General features: G+C 70.9%; 16 protein-coding genes and 1 pseudogene. 11 read left to right on the forward strand and 6 right to left on the reverse strand.

Going from position 1 to position 18572, the window contains the following annotated elements; genetic code table 11:
- The first annotated feature begins 351 nt into the window (after positions 1 to 351).
- Both TN53_RS26400 and TN53_RS26405 read left to right on the forward strand, forming a co-directional pair.
- Positions 352 to 1947, forward strand: a complete 1596-nt coding sequence (locus tag TN53_RS26400) for an acyl-CoA carboxylase subunit beta (protein WP_046261158.1) — start codon at positions 352 to 354, stop codon at positions 1945 to 1947.
- A gap of 9 nt (positions 1948 to 1956) precedes the next feature.
- Positions 1957 to 2166 (forward strand): acyl-CoA carboxylase epsilon subunit, encoded by a 210-nt coding sequence (locus TN53_RS26405; RefSeq protein ID WP_046261159.1) that lies wholly within the window; start codon positions 1957 to 1959, stop codon positions 2164 to 2166.
- 57 nt (positions 2167 to 2223) lie between these two features.
- Here the strand turns inward: TN53_RS26405 and TN53_RS26410 are convergent, their stop codons facing one another.
- Positions 2224 to 3342 carry an SGNH/GDSL hydrolase family protein gene (locus TN53_RS26410; RefSeq protein WP_046261160.1) on the reverse strand — a complete coding sequence of 373 codons (1119 nt, stop codon included), beginning with the start codon at positions 3340 to 3342 and terminating at the stop codon, positions 2224 to 2226.
- Positions 3343 to 3473: 131 nt separating this feature from the next.
- On the opposite strand from TN53_RS26410, the gene mmpB reads away from it, so the two are divergent.
- Together mmpB and TN53_RS26415 are read left to right on the forward strand one after the other, a co-directional pair.
- Complete coding sequence (gene mmpB / locus TN53_RS49195) at positions 3474 to 3602, forward strand: morphogenic membrane protein MmpB (RefSeq protein WP_095046738.1); 129 nt, start codon at positions 3474 to 3476, stop codon at positions 3600 to 3602.
- Between the two features lie 22 nt (positions 3603 to 3624).
- Complete coding sequence (locus TN53_RS26415) at positions 3625 to 4245, forward strand: Maf family protein (RefSeq protein ID WP_046261161.1); 621 nt, start codon at positions 3625 to 3627, stop codon at positions 4243 to 4245.
- Here TN53_RS26415 and TN53_RS26420 read toward each other — a convergent pair.
- The gene (locus tag TN53_RS26420) at positions 4214 to 4732 is read right to left on the reverse strand and encodes a hypothetical protein (protein ID WP_046261162.1); all 519 of its coding nucleotides are present in this window, start codon (positions 4730 to 4732) and stop codon (positions 4214 to 4216) included. The two genes, TN53_RS26415 and TN53_RS26420, sit on opposite strands and share 32 nt — an antisense overlap.
- A gap of 363 nt (positions 4733 to 5095) precedes the next feature.
- On the opposite strand from TN53_RS26420, the gene TN53_RS26425 reads away from it, so the two are divergent.
- On the forward strand, positions 5096 to 6868 hold the full coding sequence (locus TN53_RS26425) for an acetyl/propionyl/methylcrotonyl-CoA carboxylase subunit alpha (RefSeq protein ID WP_046261163.1): 1773 nt from the start codon (positions 5096 to 5098) through the stop codon (positions 6866 to 6868).
- A 173-nt stretch (positions 6869 to 7041) separates the two neighbouring features.
- A pseudogene (locus tag TN53_RS26430) lies at positions 7042 to 7584 on the forward strand (TetR/AcrR family transcriptional regulator); the annotation flags it as partial.
- 116 nt (positions 7585 to 7700) lie between these two features.
- Here the strand turns inward: TN53_RS26430 and TN53_RS26435 are convergent.
- Together TN53_RS26435 and TN53_RS26440 are read right to left on the reverse strand one after the other, a co-directional pair.
- On the reverse strand, positions 7701 to 8621 hold the full coding sequence (locus tag TN53_RS26435; RefSeq protein WP_046261164.1) for a DeoR/GlpR family DNA-binding transcription regulator: 921 nt from the start codon (positions 8619 to 8621) through the stop codon (positions 7701 to 7703).
- Positions 8622 to 8834: 213 nt separating this feature from the next.
- Positions 8835 to 10283, reverse strand: a complete 1449-nt coding sequence (locus tag TN53_RS26440; RefSeq protein ID WP_046261165.1) for an NAD(P)H-quinone dehydrogenase — start codon at positions 10281 to 10283, stop codon at positions 8835 to 8837.
- A gap of 106 nt (positions 10284 to 10389) precedes the next feature.
- Here TN53_RS26440 and TN53_RS26445 point away from each other — a divergent pair, with 106 nt between their 5' ends.
- The 4 genes from TN53_RS26445 to TN53_RS26460 all read left to right on the forward strand — a co-directional run bounded on the left by TN53_RS26445 (position 10390) and on the right by TN53_RS26460 (position 14982).
- The gene (locus TN53_RS26445) at positions 10390 to 10827 is read left to right on the forward strand and encodes a gamma-glutamylcyclotransferase (RefSeq protein ID WP_046261166.1); all 438 of its coding nucleotides are present in this window, start codon (positions 10390 to 10392) and stop codon (positions 10825 to 10827) included.
- A 111-nt stretch (positions 10828 to 10938) separates the two neighbouring features.
- On the forward strand, positions 10939 to 11763 hold the full coding sequence (locus tag TN53_RS26450) for a purine-nucleoside phosphorylase (RefSeq protein WP_046261167.1): 825 nt from the start codon (positions 10939 to 10941) through the stop codon (positions 11761 to 11763).
- A 262-nt stretch (positions 11764 to 12025) separates the two neighbouring features.
- Positions 12026 to 13657, forward strand: coding sequence for a phospho-sugar mutase (locus TN53_RS26455; protein ID WP_046261168.1), 1632 nt, complete (start codon positions 12026 to 12028; stop codon positions 13655 to 13657).
- Between the two features lie 143 nt (positions 13658 to 13800).
- Positions 13801 to 14982: a glycosyltransferase family 39 protein gene (locus tag TN53_RS26460; RefSeq protein ID WP_046261169.1), complete on the forward strand. Its 1182-nt coding sequence runs from the start codon at positions 13801 to 13803 to the stop codon at positions 14980 to 14982.
- A 33-nt stretch (positions 14983 to 15015) separates the two neighbouring features.
- Here TN53_RS26460 and TN53_RS26465 read toward each other — a convergent pair whose 3' ends face one another.
- Positions 15016 to 16680, reverse strand: a complete 1665-nt coding sequence (locus TN53_RS26465; RefSeq protein ID WP_046261170.1) for a hypothetical protein — start codon at positions 16678 to 16680, stop codon at positions 15016 to 15018.
- Positions 16681 to 16795: 115 nt separating this feature from the next.
- Positions 16796 to 17419 carry a PH domain-containing protein gene (locus TN53_RS26470; RefSeq protein ID WP_046261171.1) on the reverse strand — a complete coding sequence of 208 codons (624 nt, stop codon included), beginning with the start codon at positions 17417 to 17419 and terminating at the stop codon, positions 16796 to 16798.
- Positions 17420 to 17611: 192 nt separating this feature from the next.
- Between TN53_RS26470 and deoC the strand changes: the two genes are divergently transcribed.
- Positions 17612 to 18571, forward strand: a complete 960-nt coding sequence (gene deoC / locus TN53_RS26475; protein ID WP_046261212.1) for a deoxyribose-phosphate aldolase — start codon at positions 17612 to 17614, stop codon at positions 18569 to 18571.
- The last annotated feature ends 1 nt before the right edge of the window (position 18572 follow it).

Raw genomic sequence — 18572 nt, forward strand, 5'->3', positions numbered from 1 at the left:
CCCCCTGCCCCCTGCCCCCTGCCCCCTGCCCACATTTCGGGCGACAGTGCGTACGGGATCCGCACGCCCGCACGCTTCTCCAGGCGCGGTCACCCCAACCGGCGAACACAGGGACACACGTTCGCCTCCTGATCTTCGAGTAGGTTTCTGGTCGAAGACCTCTGACCTGCCGCGACGGGGATCACTGCTCGAATGGCACGCTTGCGCAGGTGCTCGAGGTGGCCTTCATCTCAGACGTCCGGTGGCGTTGGTCTCAGAACTCATCGCCCTGCCTGCTGTTCCTCGGGCCCCCCATTACTCTACGGATGAGTAACCGTCCCCCCTTTTGAGCAGGCAGGGAGCCACCCCCCGATGTCCGAGCCGGAAGAGATCGACATCCACACCACCGCGGGCAAGCTCGCGGATCTCCAGCGCCGTTTCGAGGAAGCGACGCACGCCGGCTCCGCACGCGCCGTCGAAAAACAGCATGCCAAGGGCAAGTTGACGGCCCGTGAGCGCATTGAGCTGCTGCTCGACGAGGACTCCTTCGTGGAGTTGGACGAGTTCGCCCGGCACCGCTCCACCAACTTCGGCCTGGAGAACAACCGCCCGTACGGCGACGGAGTCGTCACCGGGTACGGAACCGTCGACGGGCGTCCCGTCGCCGTGTTCTCGCAGGACTTCACCGTCTTCGGCGGCGCCCTGGGCGAGGTCTACGGCCAGAAGATCGTCAAGGTCATGGACTTCGCGCTGAAGACCGGCTGTCCGGTCATCGGCATCAACGACTCGGGTGGCGCGCGGATCCAGGAGGGTGTCGCCTCGCTCGGTGCGTACGGCGAGATCTTCCGCCGCAACACCCACGCGTCAGGGGTCATCCCGCAGATCAGCCTGGTCGTCGGTCCGTGCGCGGGTGGCGCCGTGTACTCCCCCGCCATCACCGACTTCACGGTGATGGTCGACCAGACCTCGCACATGTTCATCACCGGGCCTGACGTCATCAAGACGGTCACCGGCGAGGACGTCGGCTTCGAGGAGCTGGGCGGCGCCCGCACCCACAACTCGGTGTCCGGCGTGGCGCATCACATGGCCGGTGACGAGAAGGACGCCATCGAGTACGTCAAGCAGCTGCTGTCGTACCTGCCGTCCAACAACCTCTCCGAGGCACCGGTCTTCCCGGAGGAGGCGGACCTCGCCCTCACCGACGAGGACCGCGAGCTGGACCGCATCGTGCCGGACAGCGCGAACCAGCCGTACGACATGCACACGGTGATCGAACACGTCCTGGACGACGCCGAGTTCTTCGAGACGCAGGCCCTGTTCGCGCCGAACATCCTCACCGGCTTCGGCCGGGTCGAGGGCGCCCCGGTCGGCATCGTCGCCAACCAGCCGATGCAGTTCGCCGGTTGCCTCGACATCACGGCGAGCGAGAAGGCGGCGCGCTTCGTCCGCACCTGCGACGCCTTCAACATCCCGGTCATCACCTTCGTCGACGTGCCCGGTTTCCTCCCGGGCGTCGACCAGGAGCACGACGGCATCATCCGCCGCGGCGCCAAGCTGATCTACGCGTACGCGGAGGCCACGGTCCCGCTGATCACGGTGATCACCCGCAAGGCCTTCGGCGGCGCCTACGACGTCATGGGCTCCAAGCACCTGGGCGCCGACCTCAACCTCGCCTGGCCGACCGCCCAGATCGCCGTCATGGGCGCCCAGGGCGCGGTCAACATCCTGCACCGGCGCACGATCGCCGAGGCGGAGGCGAACGGGGAGGATCTGGAGGTGGTCCGCGCCCGGCTGATCCGGGAGTACGAGGACACTCTCCTCAACCCCTACGTCGCGGCCGAGCGCGGCTATGTCGACTCGGTCATCATGCCGTCCGACACCCGCCGCCACATCGTCCGCGGCCTGCGCCAGCTGCGCACCAAGCGGGAGTCCCTGCCCCCGAAGAAGCACGGCAACATCCCCCTGTAAGGAGCCGCTGTGACGATCAGAGTCGTACGGGGCAACCCCACCCCCGAGGAGCTGGCCGCCGCTCTGGCGGTGGTCCGAGCCCGCGCCGCGGTGGCGGCCGCGACGCCGGACGGCACCCCCAAGCCGCGGGACGGGTGGTCGGACCCGTCCCGCATCGCGGCCCACCGCCTGCCCCGGCCCGGGCCCACGACTTGGGCCCGTACTTACTGGCCAGGCTAGCTGGAGCGCCCGAAAGGGGCGCGGGGAACTGCGCGACCAGCCACAGCGGACCCGCGGTCACCAGCGGCCTTGCAAGCGGAGCGCCGTCGCTTCGGCCATCACCTCGTATCCTTCGTCGTTCGGGTGCAGGTGATCGCCGAAGTCGTAGGCGGGGTCGAGCCGGTCCGGGTCCTGCGGATCGGCCATCAGCCGTTGCAGGTCCACTACGGCGTCGTACTCCCCTGAGCGGCGAATCCATGCGTTGACCTCGTGGCTCACCTTGGCTGCGTGTTCACCCCAGTGGTCGGACCCGCCGAAGGGCAGCAGGGTCGCACCCACCACGCTCAATCCGCGACCCCTTGCCTGCCGTATCAACTCCCGGTATCCGGCGATGATCTCGTCGGCCTCCACCACCGGCGCCGGCTTGTACGTCGGCTGCTCGTCCGTCTCGCTGAACCCGATGTCGTTGAGCCCGAGCAGCACGACCAGCGTGTCCGCACCCGGCCGGTCCAGGACGTCGCGCCGCAACCGGTGGACCCCCTTCTCCCCGTACCACGCGGAGTCGTTGAGCAGCAGGTTCCCGCCGATCCCCGCGTTCAGGACGGGCCGCCCCGTGAGCCGGGCCAGCGTGTCCGACCAGCGTCGGTCCGCACCCGGTGTGGATCCGAAGCCGTCCGTGAGGGAGTCCCCGAACAGCGCGACCCCGTCCGTCCGTCCGGCGTCCGCCTCCACCGCGCTGAGGAAGTACCAGGACTCGCTCGCCGCGTCGAACCCCTCCCCGTCCCTGTCGTCCAGCAGGTCCCCCTCTCCTCGCCGGCTGGTCGTGAAGGCCTGTGCGTGGAAGGTCGCGGGCCCGGTCGCCGTATCGAAGTACAGCGTGACCGTCATCGACTCCCCCGCCGCGACGGGGAGTTGGACGGCGTCGCTGACGATCTCCCCGCGTGCGGGGATCTCGGCGTCCGGCCCGCCTGCGAAGGTGAGCCGCGTCGACGATCCCGCGCAGCCCGCGCTCGCGCCCGCGATCCGCACCGGCGAGGTGCCGTAGGCGTGGGACAGCCGCACCCGCACCCGGTCCCCGCCCCCGCTCAGCCGGACGACCTGACGCAGCGACTGCCGCCAGAAGCCCTCCTGGGACCAGTTGGGCGTGAAGCCCTCGCTCGGCAGCTGAGGTGACGCGGTCCAGACGGTGGTGAACATGGGGCACGCCCTTCCAAACGGGACCAGAGTTCCTTTAACAACAGTCAGACTAACGGAACTCCAGACCCTTTTGGTGAATTTGAGTACGCGTACTCAGGCGTCGCCCCAGGCCTGCCCCGCACCCTGGAGGCATGCTGTGGTCCGACCCCGAGAACGAGCCGCCCAAGGAACTGCGCGACATGCAGGACATGCTGCGGAGACTGGGACTCTTCCTGGCGTTGGCCATGGTGCTCGCGATGATCGTGCTCGGCGTCGGCTGACGGACGCCGATACCCTGACCGCATGACTGATCAGCCGCGCCGCCGACTCGTTCTCGCCTCGCAGTCCCCCGCCCGGCTCAACCTGCTGAGGCAGGCCGGACTGACCCCCGAGGTGCTGGTGAGCGGGGTCGACGAGGACGCCGTCACCGCCCCCACCCCCGCCGATCTGGCACTCGCCCTGGCCGAGGCGAAGGCCTCCGTCGTCTCGGCGAAGCCCGAGGTCAAGGGCGCGCTGGTGATCGGCTGCGACTCGGTGCTCGACCTGGACGGCGAGGCGCTCGGCAAGCCCGCCGACCAGGAGGAGGCCACCGCCCGCTGGAAGGCCATGCGCGGCCGCGCGGGCACGCTGCAGACCGGGCACTGCATCTACGACACCCTCACCGGACGCTATGTCTCCGGCGTCGCCTCGACCGTCGTCCGCTTCGGCGAGCCGACCGACGAGGAGATCGCCGCGTACGTCGCCTCCGGCGAACCCCTCTACGTCGCCGGGGCGTTCACCCTGGACGGCCGCTCGGCGCCGTTCATCGAGGGCATCGACGGCGACCACGGCAACGTGATCGGCATCAGCCTGCCCCTCGTTCGCAAGCTGCTGGCCCGACTGGGCGTTGGCATCACGGAGTTGTGGGCGCCGGCGCAGGCCTGACCGGGCTGGCGTCGTCCCCCTCGGGGGTCTCCGGGCCCGCCCTGGGGCCCTCCGGGTCGCCCTTGGGGGCGTCCGGCTTCGCGTCGGCGGGCTCCTGGGGACGGTCGTACGTCATCAGGAGCAGCACTATGAGGCCGAGCACGACCACCATGAACACGAACTCGGGCCAGCCCAGCAGCCCCCACGCGAACGCGCCCAGCAGCGCGTGCACCACGGCCGCGCTGATCAGCAGGACACGGCCGAGGCCGGCCGGCTGACGGTTCCGCAACGCCACGAGCAGCGCGACCACGCCGCACAGCGCGAAGTAGAGACCGAAGACGATGCCGCCGATCTTCGACGACAGCGACATCACGTCCGGGTCCAGTCCCGCCAGGGACATGTCCTGCCGGTCCACGACGACACCCATGAACCACTGCACCGCCGCGATACCGAGCGCCTCGACGAAGAGCACGACCGCCACGACCCACGCCACCGGTCTACGCACCACCGGCCCCCACCCACTCTCAAGCCGAGCTCTGGTTACCTCACGTACGTTCGATACACGCGAACGCTACTAACGGGTAAACCGCGGGACAAGGGTTCTACGAAGGGCAAAGAATCATTGGGCCATTCGTAGGGACTCCACAAAGAAAGCGAGTGGTCCGCAGCACGCTCTCACAGAGACCTTGACCACAGAGGAGGGCTAGGGTTTCCCGGAGGAGTCCTGCGTACCGAGGTGCGACAAGGGATTTCGCGGGTCGAGCGAGCCTCGAATCACGCTCCGTGTGGGCAAGCTCACCAGTGGGGACGGGTCGAAGTGTCGTGTCGGCAGTCCCTAAACTCGGCTTGTTTCAAGGAGGGAGCCTCAATCGTGCGCAAGGTGCTCATCGCCAACCGTGGCGAAATCGCTGTCCGCGTTGCCCGGGCCTGCCGGGATGCCGGCATCGCGAGCGTGGCCGTGTATGCCGACCCGGACCGGGACGCTCTGCATGTCCGCGCCGCGGATGAGGCGTTCGCCCTGGGTGGTGACACCCCGGCGACGAGCTACCTGGACATCGAGAAGGTCCTGAACGCGGCGCGCGAGTCGGGTGCGGACGCCATCCATCCGGGCTACGGATTCCTGTCCGAGAACGCCGAGTTCGCGCAGGCGGTCCTGGACGCTGACCTGATCTGGATTGGCCCGCCCCCGCAGGCCATCCGCGACCTGGGTGACAAGGTGGCCGCCCGGCACATCGCGCAGCGCGCGGGTGCCCCGCTGGTCGCCGGTACGCCGGACCCGGTCTCCGGTGCGGAGGAGGTCGTGGCCTTCGCCGAGGAGCACGGTCTGCCGATCGCCATCAAGGCCGCCTTCGGTGGTGGCGGTCGCGGTCTGAAGGTCGCCCGCACCCTCGAAGAGGTGCCGGAGCTCTACGAGTCGGCGGTCCGTGAGGCCGTCGCCGCGTTCGGCCGCGGCGAGTGCTTCGTCGAGCGCTACCTGGACAAGCCGCGGCATGTGGAGACGCAGTGCCTGGCCGACTCCCACGGCAACGTGGTCGTCGTGTCGACGCGTGACTGCTCGCTGCAGCGCCGCCACCAGAAGCTGGTCGAGGAGGCCCCCGCGCCCTTCCTCTCCGAGGCCCAGGTCGCCGAGCTGTACGCCTCCTCGAAGGCCATCCTCAAGGAGGCCGGCTACGTCGGCGCCGGCACCGTGGAGTTCCTCGTCGGCGTGGACGGCACGATCTCCTTCCTGGAGGTCAACACCCGTCTCCAGGTGGAGCACCCGGTCACCGAGGAGGTCGCCGGCATCGACCTGGTGCGCGAGATGTTCCGCATCGCCGACGGCGAGGAGCTCGGCTACGGCGACCCGGAGCTGCGCGGCCACTCCTTCGAGTTCCGCATCAACGGCGAGGACCCGGGCCGCAACTTCCTCCCGGCCCCCGGCACGGTCACCGTGTTCAACGGACCGTCCGGCCCGGGCGTCCGCCTCGACGCCGGCGTCGAGTCCGGCTCGGTCATCGGCCCGGCCTGGGACTCCCTGCTGGCCAAGCTGATCGTCACCGGGGCCACTCGTGAGCAGGCCCTGCAGCGTGCCGCGCGTGCCCTGGAGGAGTTCCAGGTGGAGGGCATGGCGACGGCCATCCCGTTCCACCGCGCGGTCGTCAAGGACCCGGCGTTCGCTCCGGAGCTGACCGGCAACGAGGACCCCTTCACGGTCCACACCCGCTGGATCGAGACCGAGTTCGTCAACGAGATCAAGCCCTTCGCCGCCCCCGTCGACGTGGAGACGGACGAGGACCCGGGGCGCGAGACGGTCGTCGTCGAGGTCGGCGGCAAGCGCCTGGAGGTCTCCCTCCCCGTCTCGCTCGGCATGTCCCTGGCCCGCACCGGCCTCGCGGCGGGCGCCAAGCCCAAGCGCCGCGCGGCCAAGAAGTCCGGCCCCGTCGCCTCCGGCGACACCCTCGCCTCCCCGATGCAGGGCACGATCGTCAAGATCGCCGTCGAGGAGGGCCAGGAGGTCAAGGAAGGCGACCTGGTCGTCGTCCTGGAGGCCATGAAGATGGAGCAGCCGCTCAACGCGCACAAGTCCGGCACCATCAAGGGCCTGTCCGCTGAGGTCGGCGCCTCGCTCACCTCGGGTGCGGCGATCTGCGAGATCAAGGACTGACACACCTTCCCCGGAAGGTCGTAGGACATCCCGGAGCGCCCGGCGGACTGACAGTCAGTCCGCCGGGCGCTCCTTTTTTCCGGCATCCTGGAGACACACCCGGGCAGGAGAGAGGGCAGGTGGGAGCCATGGGGAGCCAGGAGGCCACGGCGACACCCACGCCGACGCGTGCCATGCGCGCGGACGCCCGCCGCAACTACGACCGGCTCCTCGCCGAGGCCCGCGCCGCTTTCGCCGCCCACGGTGCCGAAGCGTCCCTGGAGGACGTGGCCCGCCGCGCAGGCGTGGGCATCGGCACCCTTTACCGCCACTTCCCCAACCGCAACGCCCTGTTGAGCGCGGTCTTCGAGGACGCGGTGAACGATCTGCTGGCTCGCGCGAGCGAACTGCGCCGGTCACCGGAACCCTGCGCGGCCCTGGTGACCTGGCTCCGCGAGATGATCACCCAGGCGAGCGAGTACCGGGGCCTGGCAAGGGCGTTGATGTCCGTCGGCCACGACGACACCTCGGCCCTGGCGCGGTGCAGCGACCCCATCCGGGAAGCGGGCGGCGCACTCCTGGCACGAGCACAGGATGCGGGGGCCGTTCGGCAGGACGTGGCGATCGGCGATCTGCTCCAACTCACCCACGCGATCGCGCTGGCGGCGGAGGAGACGTCGAGCGACCCGGACCTGGCGGACAGATTGCTGATGTTGACACTGAGGGGACTCAAACCCACCCAGGGGCGCGGGGCTGCATCGATTTGCGGCTCCGCCGCGGGGCGCGACCAGCCACACACAACCGGCACTCGCGCAGCGACACCGTCCCCTACGGCGAACAGGCGAACCTGAACCTAGCGTCGCCGCATATCCGCAACCCGCGCCGCCCGCTGCTCCGCCCCCGCCGCCGGCTCACTCAGAACCGACGTCGCCCGAAGCCCCGCCCCGGCGGAGCCGGCCGGCACCCGGCGAGGCCCTGGGAGGGACACGTCCCGGCGAGGTTGGCGCGGGGGGACCGAATCACTCCCCGAGCCCCCGGCGACAGCGATCTGAACACCCTGGTCGGCCAGCGCCTGCAACTCCGTGGCCGCACGATCGTCGTGTGCCGGGGGCTCGTCGGTCACCAGCCGGGTGATCACATCCGTGGGCACGGTCTGGAACATCGTGTCCGAACCGAGCTTGGTGTGATCGGCGAGGACGACGACCTCCGCGGCGGCCTGCACCAGCGCCCGGTCGACGGATGCCGACAGCATGTTGGACGTGGACAGTCCGCGCTCGGCGGTGAGTCCGCTCCCGGACAGGAAGGCCCGCGAGACCCGCAGCCCCTGGAGGGACTGCTCGGCGCCGGAGCCCACCAGGGCGTAGTTGGAACCGCGCAGAGTGCCGCCGGTCATCACGACTTCCACCCGGTTGGCATGGGCCAACGCCTGAGCCACCAGCAGGGAGTTGGTGACGACGGTCAGCCCGGGTACGCGAGCGAGCCGACGGGCCAGCTCCTGTGTCGTCGTACCCGCCCCGACCACGATCGCTTCGCCCTCTTCGACGAAGTTCGCGGCGAGGTCGGCAATAGCCGTCTTCTCGGCGGTCGCGAGATGTGATTTCTGCGGAAAGCCGGACTCCCGCGTGAACCCGCCCGGCAATACCGCACCGCCATGTCGGCGGTCGAGGAGTCCTTCTGCCTCCAGTGCGCGCACGTCCCGCCGTACGGTCACTTCGGAGGTCTGGACGACGCGGGCGAGCTCACGGAGCGACACGGCCCCGTTCGCTCGCACCATTTCGAGGATCAATTGGCGACGTTCTGCAGCGAACACGAAACTGACAGTAACCCCAACGACCGTCTGCTTTCAGCAGTATGCGCCGAATAACAGAAGTTGTTCGCACAGAAGGGTCGCAAGTGGTATAGGGCCTACGCCCCCCGACTATGCCGTACGAATGGTCGACAACTCCCTGTGACCAGCGGGGAGTGGGTTTCGGCCGCCAGGGCCTGTCTAGCTCTCGGCCGTCTCCTTACGGGTGTGGAGCTGGCGTGCCACCTCGGCGATCGAGCCCGAAAGAGACGGGTACACGGTGAAGGCGTTCGCGATCTGCTCGACGGTCAGGTTGTTGTCGACCGCGATCGAGATCGGATGGATCAGTTCCGAGGCGCGCGGCGACACGACCACACCGCCGACGACGATGCCCGTGCCGGGACGGCAGAAGATCTTGACGAAGCCGTCGCGGATGCCCTGCATCTTGGCGCGCGGGTTGCGCAGCAGCGGGAGCTTGACGACGCGGGCGTCGATCTTGCCCCCGTCCACGTCCGCCTGCGTGTAGCCGACCGTGGCGATCTCGGGGTCGGTGAAGACGTTGGAGGAGACCGTCTTGAGGTTGAGGGGGGCCACCGCGTCGCCGAGGAAGTGGTACATGGCGATACGGCCCTGCATGGCGGCCACGGACGCGAGGGCGAAGACACCGGTCACGTCACCGGCGGCGTACACACCGGGGGCAGTCGTCCTGGACACCTTGTCGGTCCAGATGTGCCCCGACTCTCGCACCTTGACGCCTGCCTCCTCCAGACCGAGGCCCGCGCTGTTGGGGATGGCGCCGACGGCCATGAGGCAGTGGGAGCCGGTGATGACGCGGCCGTCGGAGAGGGTGACCTCGACCCGGTCGCCGACCCGCTTGGCGGCGGCGGCGCGGGAGCGGGCCATGACGTTCATGCCGCGGCGCCGGAAGACGTCCTCCAGCACGGCGGCTGCGTCCGGGTCCTCGCCGGGGAGGACCCGGTCACGGGACGAGACGAGGGTGACCTTGGACCCGAGGGCCTGGTAGGCACCCGCGAACTCGGCGCCCGTCACACCCGAACCGACCACGATGAGCTCTTCCGGCAGCTCGGTGAGGTCGTACACCTGCGTCCAGTTGAAGATGCGCTCGCCGTCGGGCTGGGCGTCGGGCACCTCGCGGGGGTGGCCGCCGGTCGCGAGGAGGACGGCGTCGGCGGTGAGGGTCTCCTCGGTGCCGTCGGCGGCGGTGACGACGACCTTGCGGGACCCGTCGAGGGACTGCATGCCGTCCAGCCGGCCGCGGCCGCGCAGCACGCGGGCGCCGGCGCGGGTGACGGAGGCGGTGATGTCGTGGGACTGCGCGAGCGCGAGCCGCTTCACACGACGGTTGACCTTCCCGAGGTCCACGCCGACCACACGGGCGGCCTGCTCCAGGGGTGGGGTGTCGTCGGCGACGATGATGCCGAGCTCTTCGTACGACGAGTCGAAGGTGGTCATCACCTCGGCCGTGGCGATAAGAGTCTTCGACGGCACGCAGTCGGTCAGCACCGACGCTCCGCCCAGACCGTCGCAGTCGACGACGGTCACCTCCGCGCCGAGCTGCGCTGCTACCAGCGCCGCTTCGTATCCGCCGGGTCCGCCACCGATGATCACGATCCGAGTCACGTACGTAATTGTCCCGCACTCTCCAAGGTGCTACTGCCCGGGGGCCACGGGACGGGCCATCTTGTTACCTACGGGACAGGCGGGTCGGCCGTTTCGACTGCCGTACCCTCTCCCCATGTCGCTCTACGCCGCGTACGCCGGCAACCTCGACGCGCGGCTGATGACGCGCCGCGCACCGCACTCGCCGATGCGCGCGACCGGCTGGCTGAACGGATGGCGGCTGACCTTCGGCGGCGAGCAGATGGGCTGGGAGGGCGCGCTCGCGACGCTCGTCGAGGACCCCGAGTCGCAGGTCTTCGTCGCGTTGTACGACATCGCGCCGCCGGACGAGGACTCGATGGACCGCTGGGAGGGTGTCGGCCTCGGCATCTACCGCCGGATGCGGGTGCGGGTGCACACCCTGGAGACCGAGGAGTCGGCGTGGCTGTACGTCCTCGACGCGTACGAGGGGGGCCTGCCGTCGGCGCGCTACCTCGGCGAGATCGCGGACGCGGCGGAATCGGCGGGGGCGCCGCACGACTATGTGATGGAACTCCGCAAGCGCCCCTGCTAGCTCGCGCGCCCCGTCTTCGCCGGACTTCGTTGGAAACGACAAGACAACGATCGTCAACCCGTTCGCTCTGTCATCTACGCGCGTAGGAAGGAAGAGGCTACGCTCATCCGCGTGAACGCATCTCTTCTTCCGGACGACATCCAGGGCGACCCGCACGCCGCCGCCGACGCCGCCGCCGCGCGCCTGCGCGAACTGACCGGCGCCGAGACCCACGACGTCGCCCTCGTGATGGGCTCCGGCTGGGCTCCGGCCGTGGACGCGCTCGGCGTTCCCGACGCCGAGTTCCAGGTCACCGAGCTGCCCGGGTTCCCGCCGCCGGCGGTCGAGGGCCACGGCGGCAAGATCCGCTCGTACAAGATCGGCGAGAAGCGGGCCCTGGTCTTCCTGGGCCGCACGCACTACTACGAGGGGCGTGGTGTGGCCGCCGTCGCGCACGGCGTCCGTACGGCCGTGGCGGCCGGCTGCAAGACGATCGTGCTGACCAACGGCTGCGGTGGGCTGCGCGAGGGCATGCGTCCCGGGCAGCCGGTGCTGATCAGCGACCACATCAACCTCACGGCGACGTCTCCCATCATCGGCGCGAACTTCGTGGACCTGACGGATCTGTACTCCCCCCGGCTGCGTGCGCTGTGCAAGGAGATCGACCCCACGCTGGAGGAGGGTGTCTACGCCCAGTTCCCCGGCCCGCACTACGAGACGCCGGCCGAGATTCGGATGGCCCGTGTCATCGGTGCGGACCTGGTGGGTATGTCGACGGTCCTCGAGGCCATCGCCGCGCGCGAGGCGGGGGCGGAGGTGCTGGGTATCTCCCTGGTGACCAACCTCGCCGCGGGGATGACGGGCGAGCCGCTGAACCACGAGGAGGTCCTCCAGGCGGGCCGTGACTCGGCGACTCAGATGGGCGCGCTGCTGGGCCAGGTGCTGAGCCGGCTGTAGCCGACGGGGACTTTCCTCGCCCCCGCCGCCCTTACCCGTCCCGTCCCTGGGGGCTGCGCCCCCAGACCCCCACGACCGGCGTCAGTGAATCCAGCCCCTCCGGCGTTTGGGGAGCGGGGGTCCAGGGGGCAGCGCCCCCTGGGAGCGGGGTCGAAGGGGCGGCAGCCCCTGGGGATGGGAACGGGTAAGGGCGGCGGGGGCGAAAACCCACCCCACGCGCGCCCCCACTCACCCGCACACCGACACGAGAGGTTGACCCGACGTGCACGACGATCTCATCGCACGAGCCACCGCATGGCTGGCCGAGGACCCCGACACGGAGACCCGTGACGAGCTCGCCAAGCTCATCGAGGCCGGAGACGTCACCGAACTCGCCGCGCGCTTCAGCGGCACCCTCCAGTTCGGCACGGCGGGCCTCAGGGGAGAGCTCGGCGCCGGACCGATGCGTATGAACCGCAGTGTGGTCATCCGCGCCGCCGCCGGTCTCGCCGCGTACCTCAAGGGGAAGGGCCGGACGGACGGCCTCGTCGTCGTCGGCTACGACGCCCGCCACAAGTCCGCCGACTTCGCCCGCGACACCGCGGCCGTGATGACCGGCGCCGGACTCAGGGCCGCCGTCCTCCCCCACCCCCTCCCCACCCCCGTCCTGGCGTACGCCATAAGGCACCTCGGCGCGGTCGCCGGCGTGGAGGTCACCGCCAGCCACAACCCGCCCCGCGACAACGGCTACAAGGTCTACCTCGGCGACGGTTCGCAGATCGTGCCCCCGGCCGACGCGGAGATCGCCGCCGAGATCGACGCCGTACGGTCCCTGGGCGACGTCCCGCGCCCGGACGCCGGCTGGGAGATCCTCGACGGCGCCGTCCTCGACGCCTACCTGGCCCGCACGGACGCCGTCCTGGCGGAAGGCTCCCCCCGTACCGCCCGCACCGTCTACACGGCGATGCACGGCGTCGGAAAGGACGTCCTCCTCGCCGCCTTCGCCCGCGCCGGCTTCCCGGAGCCGGTGCTCGTCGCCGAGCAGGCCGAGCCCGACCCGGACTTCCCGACCGTCGCCTTCCCCAACCCGGAAGAGCCCGGCGCGATGGACCTCGCCTTCGCCAGGGCCCGCGAGACGGACCCCGACCTGATCATCGCCAACGACCCGGACGCCGACCGCTGCGCCGTGGCCGTCAAGGAGAGCGGCGAGTGGCGGATGCTGCGCGGTGACGAGGTCGGCGCGCTCCTCGCCGCGCACCTCGTCCGACGCGGCGCGCAGGGGACCTTCGCCGAGTCCATCGTCTCCTCCTCCCTCCTCGGCCGGATCGCCGAGAAGGCGAACCTCCCCTACGAGGAGACCCTCACCGGCTTCAAGTGGATCGCCCGTGTCGAGGGCCTGCGCTACGGCTACGAGGAGGCCCTCGGCTACTGCGTCGACCCCGACGGCGTACGGGACAAGGACGGCATCACCGCCGCCCTCCTGATCACCGAGCTGGCGTCCGAGCTCAAGGAGCAGGGGCGCACGCTGCTCGATCTCCTCGACGACCTCGCCGTGGAGCACGGTCTGCACGCCACTGACCAGCTGGCGGTCCGCGTCGAGGACCTGTCGGTCATCGCCGACGCCATGCGGCGTCTGCGCGAGCAGCCGCCGACCGAGCTGGCCGGCCTGGCGATCACCAAGGCCGAGGACCTCACGAAGGGCACCGACAAGCTGCCGCCCACCGACGGTCTGCGGTACATCCTCGACGGCGCCCGCGTCATCGTCCGGCCCAGCGGCACCGAGCCCAAGCTCAAGTGCTACCTGGAGGTCGTCGTCCCGGTCGCCGCCCACGCCGATCTGCCCACGGCCCACGCGAAGGCGACGGACCTGCTGACGACGATCAAGCGGGACCTGTCGGCCGCGGCCGGCATCTGACCCACCCGTTGGGCTGCCCTCACCGACGGGGGCATCCCAACGGGTGATTTCACCGCGCCGGTTGTCGCGCGCTCCACGCCTCGGCGCCCACCCCGGGAAACGGTTGACGGGTATCCCGTCCGCCGAGCCCCGGAGCCGCCCCCGTGTCCTCGACCGCCCCCGAAACCGCCCCGGGCGGCAGCGTCCCGGGCAGCCGGCGACCCGAGACCACGCCCCGCCCGCGCCCCGCCGTGCACGCCCTGCGCCGCGCGGCCCCGGCCCTCGGCGCCTTCGTCGCCGTACGGCTCGCGGGCCTGCTGTTCCTCGCGCTGTGGGCCCATCACCAGGACCACGGTCTGTGGCCGATCCTGGCGCGGCAGTGGGACGCGAAGTGGTACCTCGGCATCGCCGACCACGGCTACGCCCGGGAGGTCGGCACCGAGGGAAGCAACCTGGCGTTCTTCCCGCTCTACCCGGTCCTGCTCAAGGCGGTCGCGGCCGTCACCCCGGGCACCCGTGCCACCACCGGTCTGTGCCTCGCCGTCGCCGCGTCCTTCGTCGCGGCCTGGGGGGTGTTCGCGGTGGGCGACCGGCTGTACGGCTGCCGGGTCGGGTTCCTGGCCACCGTGCTGTGGGCCGCGTTCCCGGTCGGCCTGGTGCAGTGGATGGGCTACACCGAGTCCCTGTTCACCGCGTGCGCGGCCTGGTCGCTGTACGCGGTGCTCTCCCGCCGCTGGCTGTGGGCGGGCACGCTGGCCGTGCTCGCGGGTCTGACCCGGCCGACCGGTGTCGCGCTGGCGGCCGCGGTCACCGTGACGGCCCTGCTGTCCCTGCGCCGCGGCTTCTCCGTGCGCGCGCTCACGGCCGCTCTCCTGGCCCCGCTCGGCTGGTGCGGGTACCTCGCCTGGGTGGGGCTGCGGGTGGGCCGCTGGGACGGCTATTTCGCCGAACAGCGGGTGTGGAGCAACGAGATGGACGGGGGCCGGCGGACCCTGCGGGAGATCCGCCAACTGCTGGTGCGGGACTCGACGCCGCATCTGTTCCTGGTGCTGGTGACGCTGGTGCTGATCGCCTCGGTGGCGCTGTTCGCGCTGTCGGCGCGCGACCGCCAGCCGCTGTCCCTGCTGGTCTTCACGGGCGTGACGCTGCTCATCGTCCTGACCAGCGGCGGCGTCTACTTCCCGCGCGCCCGCTACCTCCTGCCGGCCTTCCCGCTCCTGCTGCCGCTGGCCCTGCGGCTCTCCCACGCCGCCCGTCGCCACCGCGTCCTCGTGCTGACCGCGGCGGTGGCGGGCTCGGTGTACTGGGGCGCGTACATGGCCCTGGTGTGGCCGGGGGCGCCGTGACACCCCGCGGCGGCGGCCGGAGCGGCCCGCCCGTTACGGCAGCAGCACCAGGGCCGCCGTGAAGAGCGCCGCCTGGACGAGGGCGAGCGGCCACAGCGGGCGGCCCCGCTCCCGTTCGGTCGCCGAGACGGTCGGCCGCAGCGCGGGGTCCTCCCACATCGCGGTGATCTCGGCGGCGGTGCGTTCGTAGGGGTGGATCCAGCCCCGCCGCAGCTCCAGCTTCGGCCAGCGGACGCCCTGCATCGTCCAGGTGGGGAAGCCGGCACCGCGGCTGTCGATCTTCAGCTCGGCGCCCTTGCAGCGGACGACGCGGATGTCGTCCCAGGCGATGTGGCGGACGCGGCGGAGCCCGTTGAACCAGAGGCCCTCGCGGTCGGCGGTGACGGTCCAGCCGAGCCGCTCGGACAGCAGCAGGGCGCCGCCCAGGGCCACGCTGCCGACGAGGACGTAGCGCCAGAACCAGCCGGACTCGTCCAGGGCGATCGGGACGAACCACAGGATCACCACCACGGCGATGATCCGGTCCGTCCACCCCGCGCGCCACCGTCGCACGGTTCCCGGGCCGGGCTGGGCGACGGCCGCCTCTGCGGCCTGCCGGCCCAGTTCCCGGTACGCCGCCTTACGGGTTCCCGCCCGCTTCTCGCCCACGACGCGGCCGCGTCCGAACCGGTCCGACAACGGCCGTACGGGCCCTTGCGACCGCTCGATCAGCGGCGGCTCACCGGGCTCCTCGTCGGCGCTGACGAGGAGGAGCTCGGCGCCGTCGTACGGCGTGCCGTACAGGACGGCCTCGCGCAGGGGGCCGGGCTCCTCGTCGTCGATCCGGTCGAGGGCCTCCCGCATCTCCGCCTCGGCCGCCTCCTCGTCGAAGCCGTCGTCGTCCGCTTCCTCGAAGAAGGGCTCGTCCTCGTCGTCCGGCTCCGACACCGAGACGGTGAACAGGGGGCGCAGCGCGCCCAGGTCGTCGGCCGCGTAGACCTCGGTGTCCACGTCGGCGTTCTCCCGTACGAGCACGCGCAGGACGGGGGCGGGTGCGCCGCGCAGGACGGCGGCGCGGCGGCGGCCGAGGAGGCCGGAGAGGACGGCGGTGAGGCCGAGCCCGATCACGTAGAGGCCGGTCGCCGCATGCACGTGGCCGTCTCCGAGCCCGAACGCCGTGAGCCACGCGGCACCGGCCGCCGTCACGGACAGCCCGAACCAGGCGAGGAGCTTGCCCCGCCGGAACGTCTTGCCCTCGTCCGGCGGAACGGCCGTCGCCCCGCCGGCCGCCGCCAGGGCCGCCGCCCGCTGTCGTCCGCGCGCGACGAGCCGGAGCATGGCGAGCGCCCAGGCCAGCAGCAGGAACGCGAGCACGGGCAGGGTCACCGGCCACGGCAGTGGCTGCTGGGCGGGGACCAGGAAGAACAGAACCGGCACCGAGACCCGTACGACCTCGGGCCGTACCGCGAGCCAGATCGCGTGGAGCGCGACGACGGCCGCGGCCCACGGGCTCAGGTCGGTGGCCGGCGCCAGGGCGCCGGAGCCGAGCAGACCGGCCAGCGCCACCCCGACGAGCACGCCCGTGTCGAGCCGCACCGGCACCCACCGGGCGGGCAGGGCCTGTGTCCACCGCCGTGTCTGTTCCCCGTCCCAGGGGAGGCAGCCGTCGGGTATCGCGGAGGCGGGCAGCGGCAGGGGCCGCTGGAGGTTCGTGCTCATCGTCTTCCAGACACTCGGACCACAGGTGTGGTTGCGGTCCTCGGGTCCTTGTTCGGGGCGGCACGCCGAGGTGAGGCCACATCATCACCCCGGGACCTGTGGGAGGACAGGCGCCTCAGCCCGTTGCGATCAGGATCACCAGCAGTACTGCCCCGGCGGCCACCGGCGCGAAGATCTCGTACGCCCAGCGCACGGTCACCTCACCCTGCGCGCTCTCCGCCGTCCCCCGCGTCTCCATGAACTCGCGCAGTTCGTCCATGATCTTGTCGGTCTCGGCCCGGGCCGGCCCGGCGTCGGGGGCGGGCGCGGCCCCACCGCCGCCGAAGCCGAGCCGCAGCCCGGCGCCGCCGCCGCGCTCGGCGCGCGCGTCCTTGCGCGCCGCCCTCTTGCGGGCGCGCAGCGACACCGGGACGGCCCACAGCTGGAACTTGTCGCCGGACTCGACGACGACCTCATTGGAGTAACCGGACCGCAGCGCTGCGGCCTGCCCCCAGGGCAGCACGATCACCCGGAACGGGTTGCGGATGCGCAGGCGGTCCTCGTTGGCGTAGACGGCGGGGCGGACGGTGAAGGCGACGATCAGCGGGACCGCGAGGATCATCGAGGCGAGCGCCAGCCAGGGGGTGCGGTCCTCGCCCTGGACCAGGGCGTCGATGCCGAGCCAGAGGACGATGGCGAGCAGCAGGGCGCCTCCGGCGATGCCTGCGGGTGAGCGGTAGATGCGGTCCTTGGTCGTCATGCGGCGATTGTGCCTCAGTGGTCCGCGTCCTCGCCCTGGGGGACCTTGTGCGTTCGCGGGTGCGGGTGGTCCGTGGCTGGTCGCGCGGTTCCCCGCGCCCCTTCAGGTGGGACCGGATGCCGCTCGTTCGCAGGAACCGTTTCTTCCGGGGTGTACAGCCGCTACGCGCGTAGATATGCTCGGCTGGTGACCATGCCCACCACTGCATCTCCCGCACACCCGCTTACGGATGTCACCGCGTCCGACAGCACGCTGCGTCGCTTCCTCCACGGGCTGCCCGGCGTCGACGCGGTCGGCCTGGAGGCGCGCGCCGCCTCTCTCGGCACCCGTTCCATCAAGACGACCGCCAAGGCGTTCGCCATCGACCTCGCCATCTCGATGGTCGACCTGACGACGCTGGAAGGCGCGGACACCCCGGGCAAGGTCCGGGCGCTCGGCGCCAAGGCGGTCCGTCCCGACCCGACCGACCGTACGACCCCCGCGACCGCGGCCGTCTGTGTCTATCCCGACATGGTGACCGCCGCGAAGGAGGCCGTCGCCGGCTCCTCCGTGAAGGTCGCCTCGGTCGCCACCGCCTTCCCGGCGGGCCGCGCCGCGCTCGCGGTGAAGCTCGCCGACGTGCGCGACGCCGTGGCCGCGGGCGCGGACGAGATCGACATGGTCATCGACCGCGGGGCGTTCCTCGCGGGCCACTATCTGAAGGTGTACGACGAGATCACCGCCGTGAAGGAGGCCTGCGGGACCAGCGCCCGTCTGAAGGTCATCTTCGAGACCGGCGAGCTCTCGACGTACGACAACATCCGGCGCGCGAGCTGGCTCGGCATGCTGGCCGGCGCCGACTTCATCAAGACGTCGACCGGCAAGGTGGCGGTGAACGCGACCCCCGCGAACACCCTGCTCATGCTGGAGGCCGTGCGCGACTTCCGGGCCCAGACCGGCGTCCAGATCGGTGTGAAGCCGGCCGGTGGCATCCGCACCACCAAGGACGCCATCAAGTTCCTGGTCCTGGTCAACGAGACCGCGGGCGAGGACTGGCTGGACAACCACTGGTTCCGCTTCGGCGCCTCCTCGCTCCTGAACGACCTGCTGATGCAGCGTCAGAAGCTGGCCACCGGCCGTTACTCCGGCCCCGACTACGTGACGGTGGACTGAT

Source organism: Streptomyces sp. WM6386 (assembly GCF_000972385.1).
Classification (GTDB): domain Bacteria; phylum Actinomycetota; class Actinomycetes; order Streptomycetales; family Streptomycetaceae; genus Streptomyces.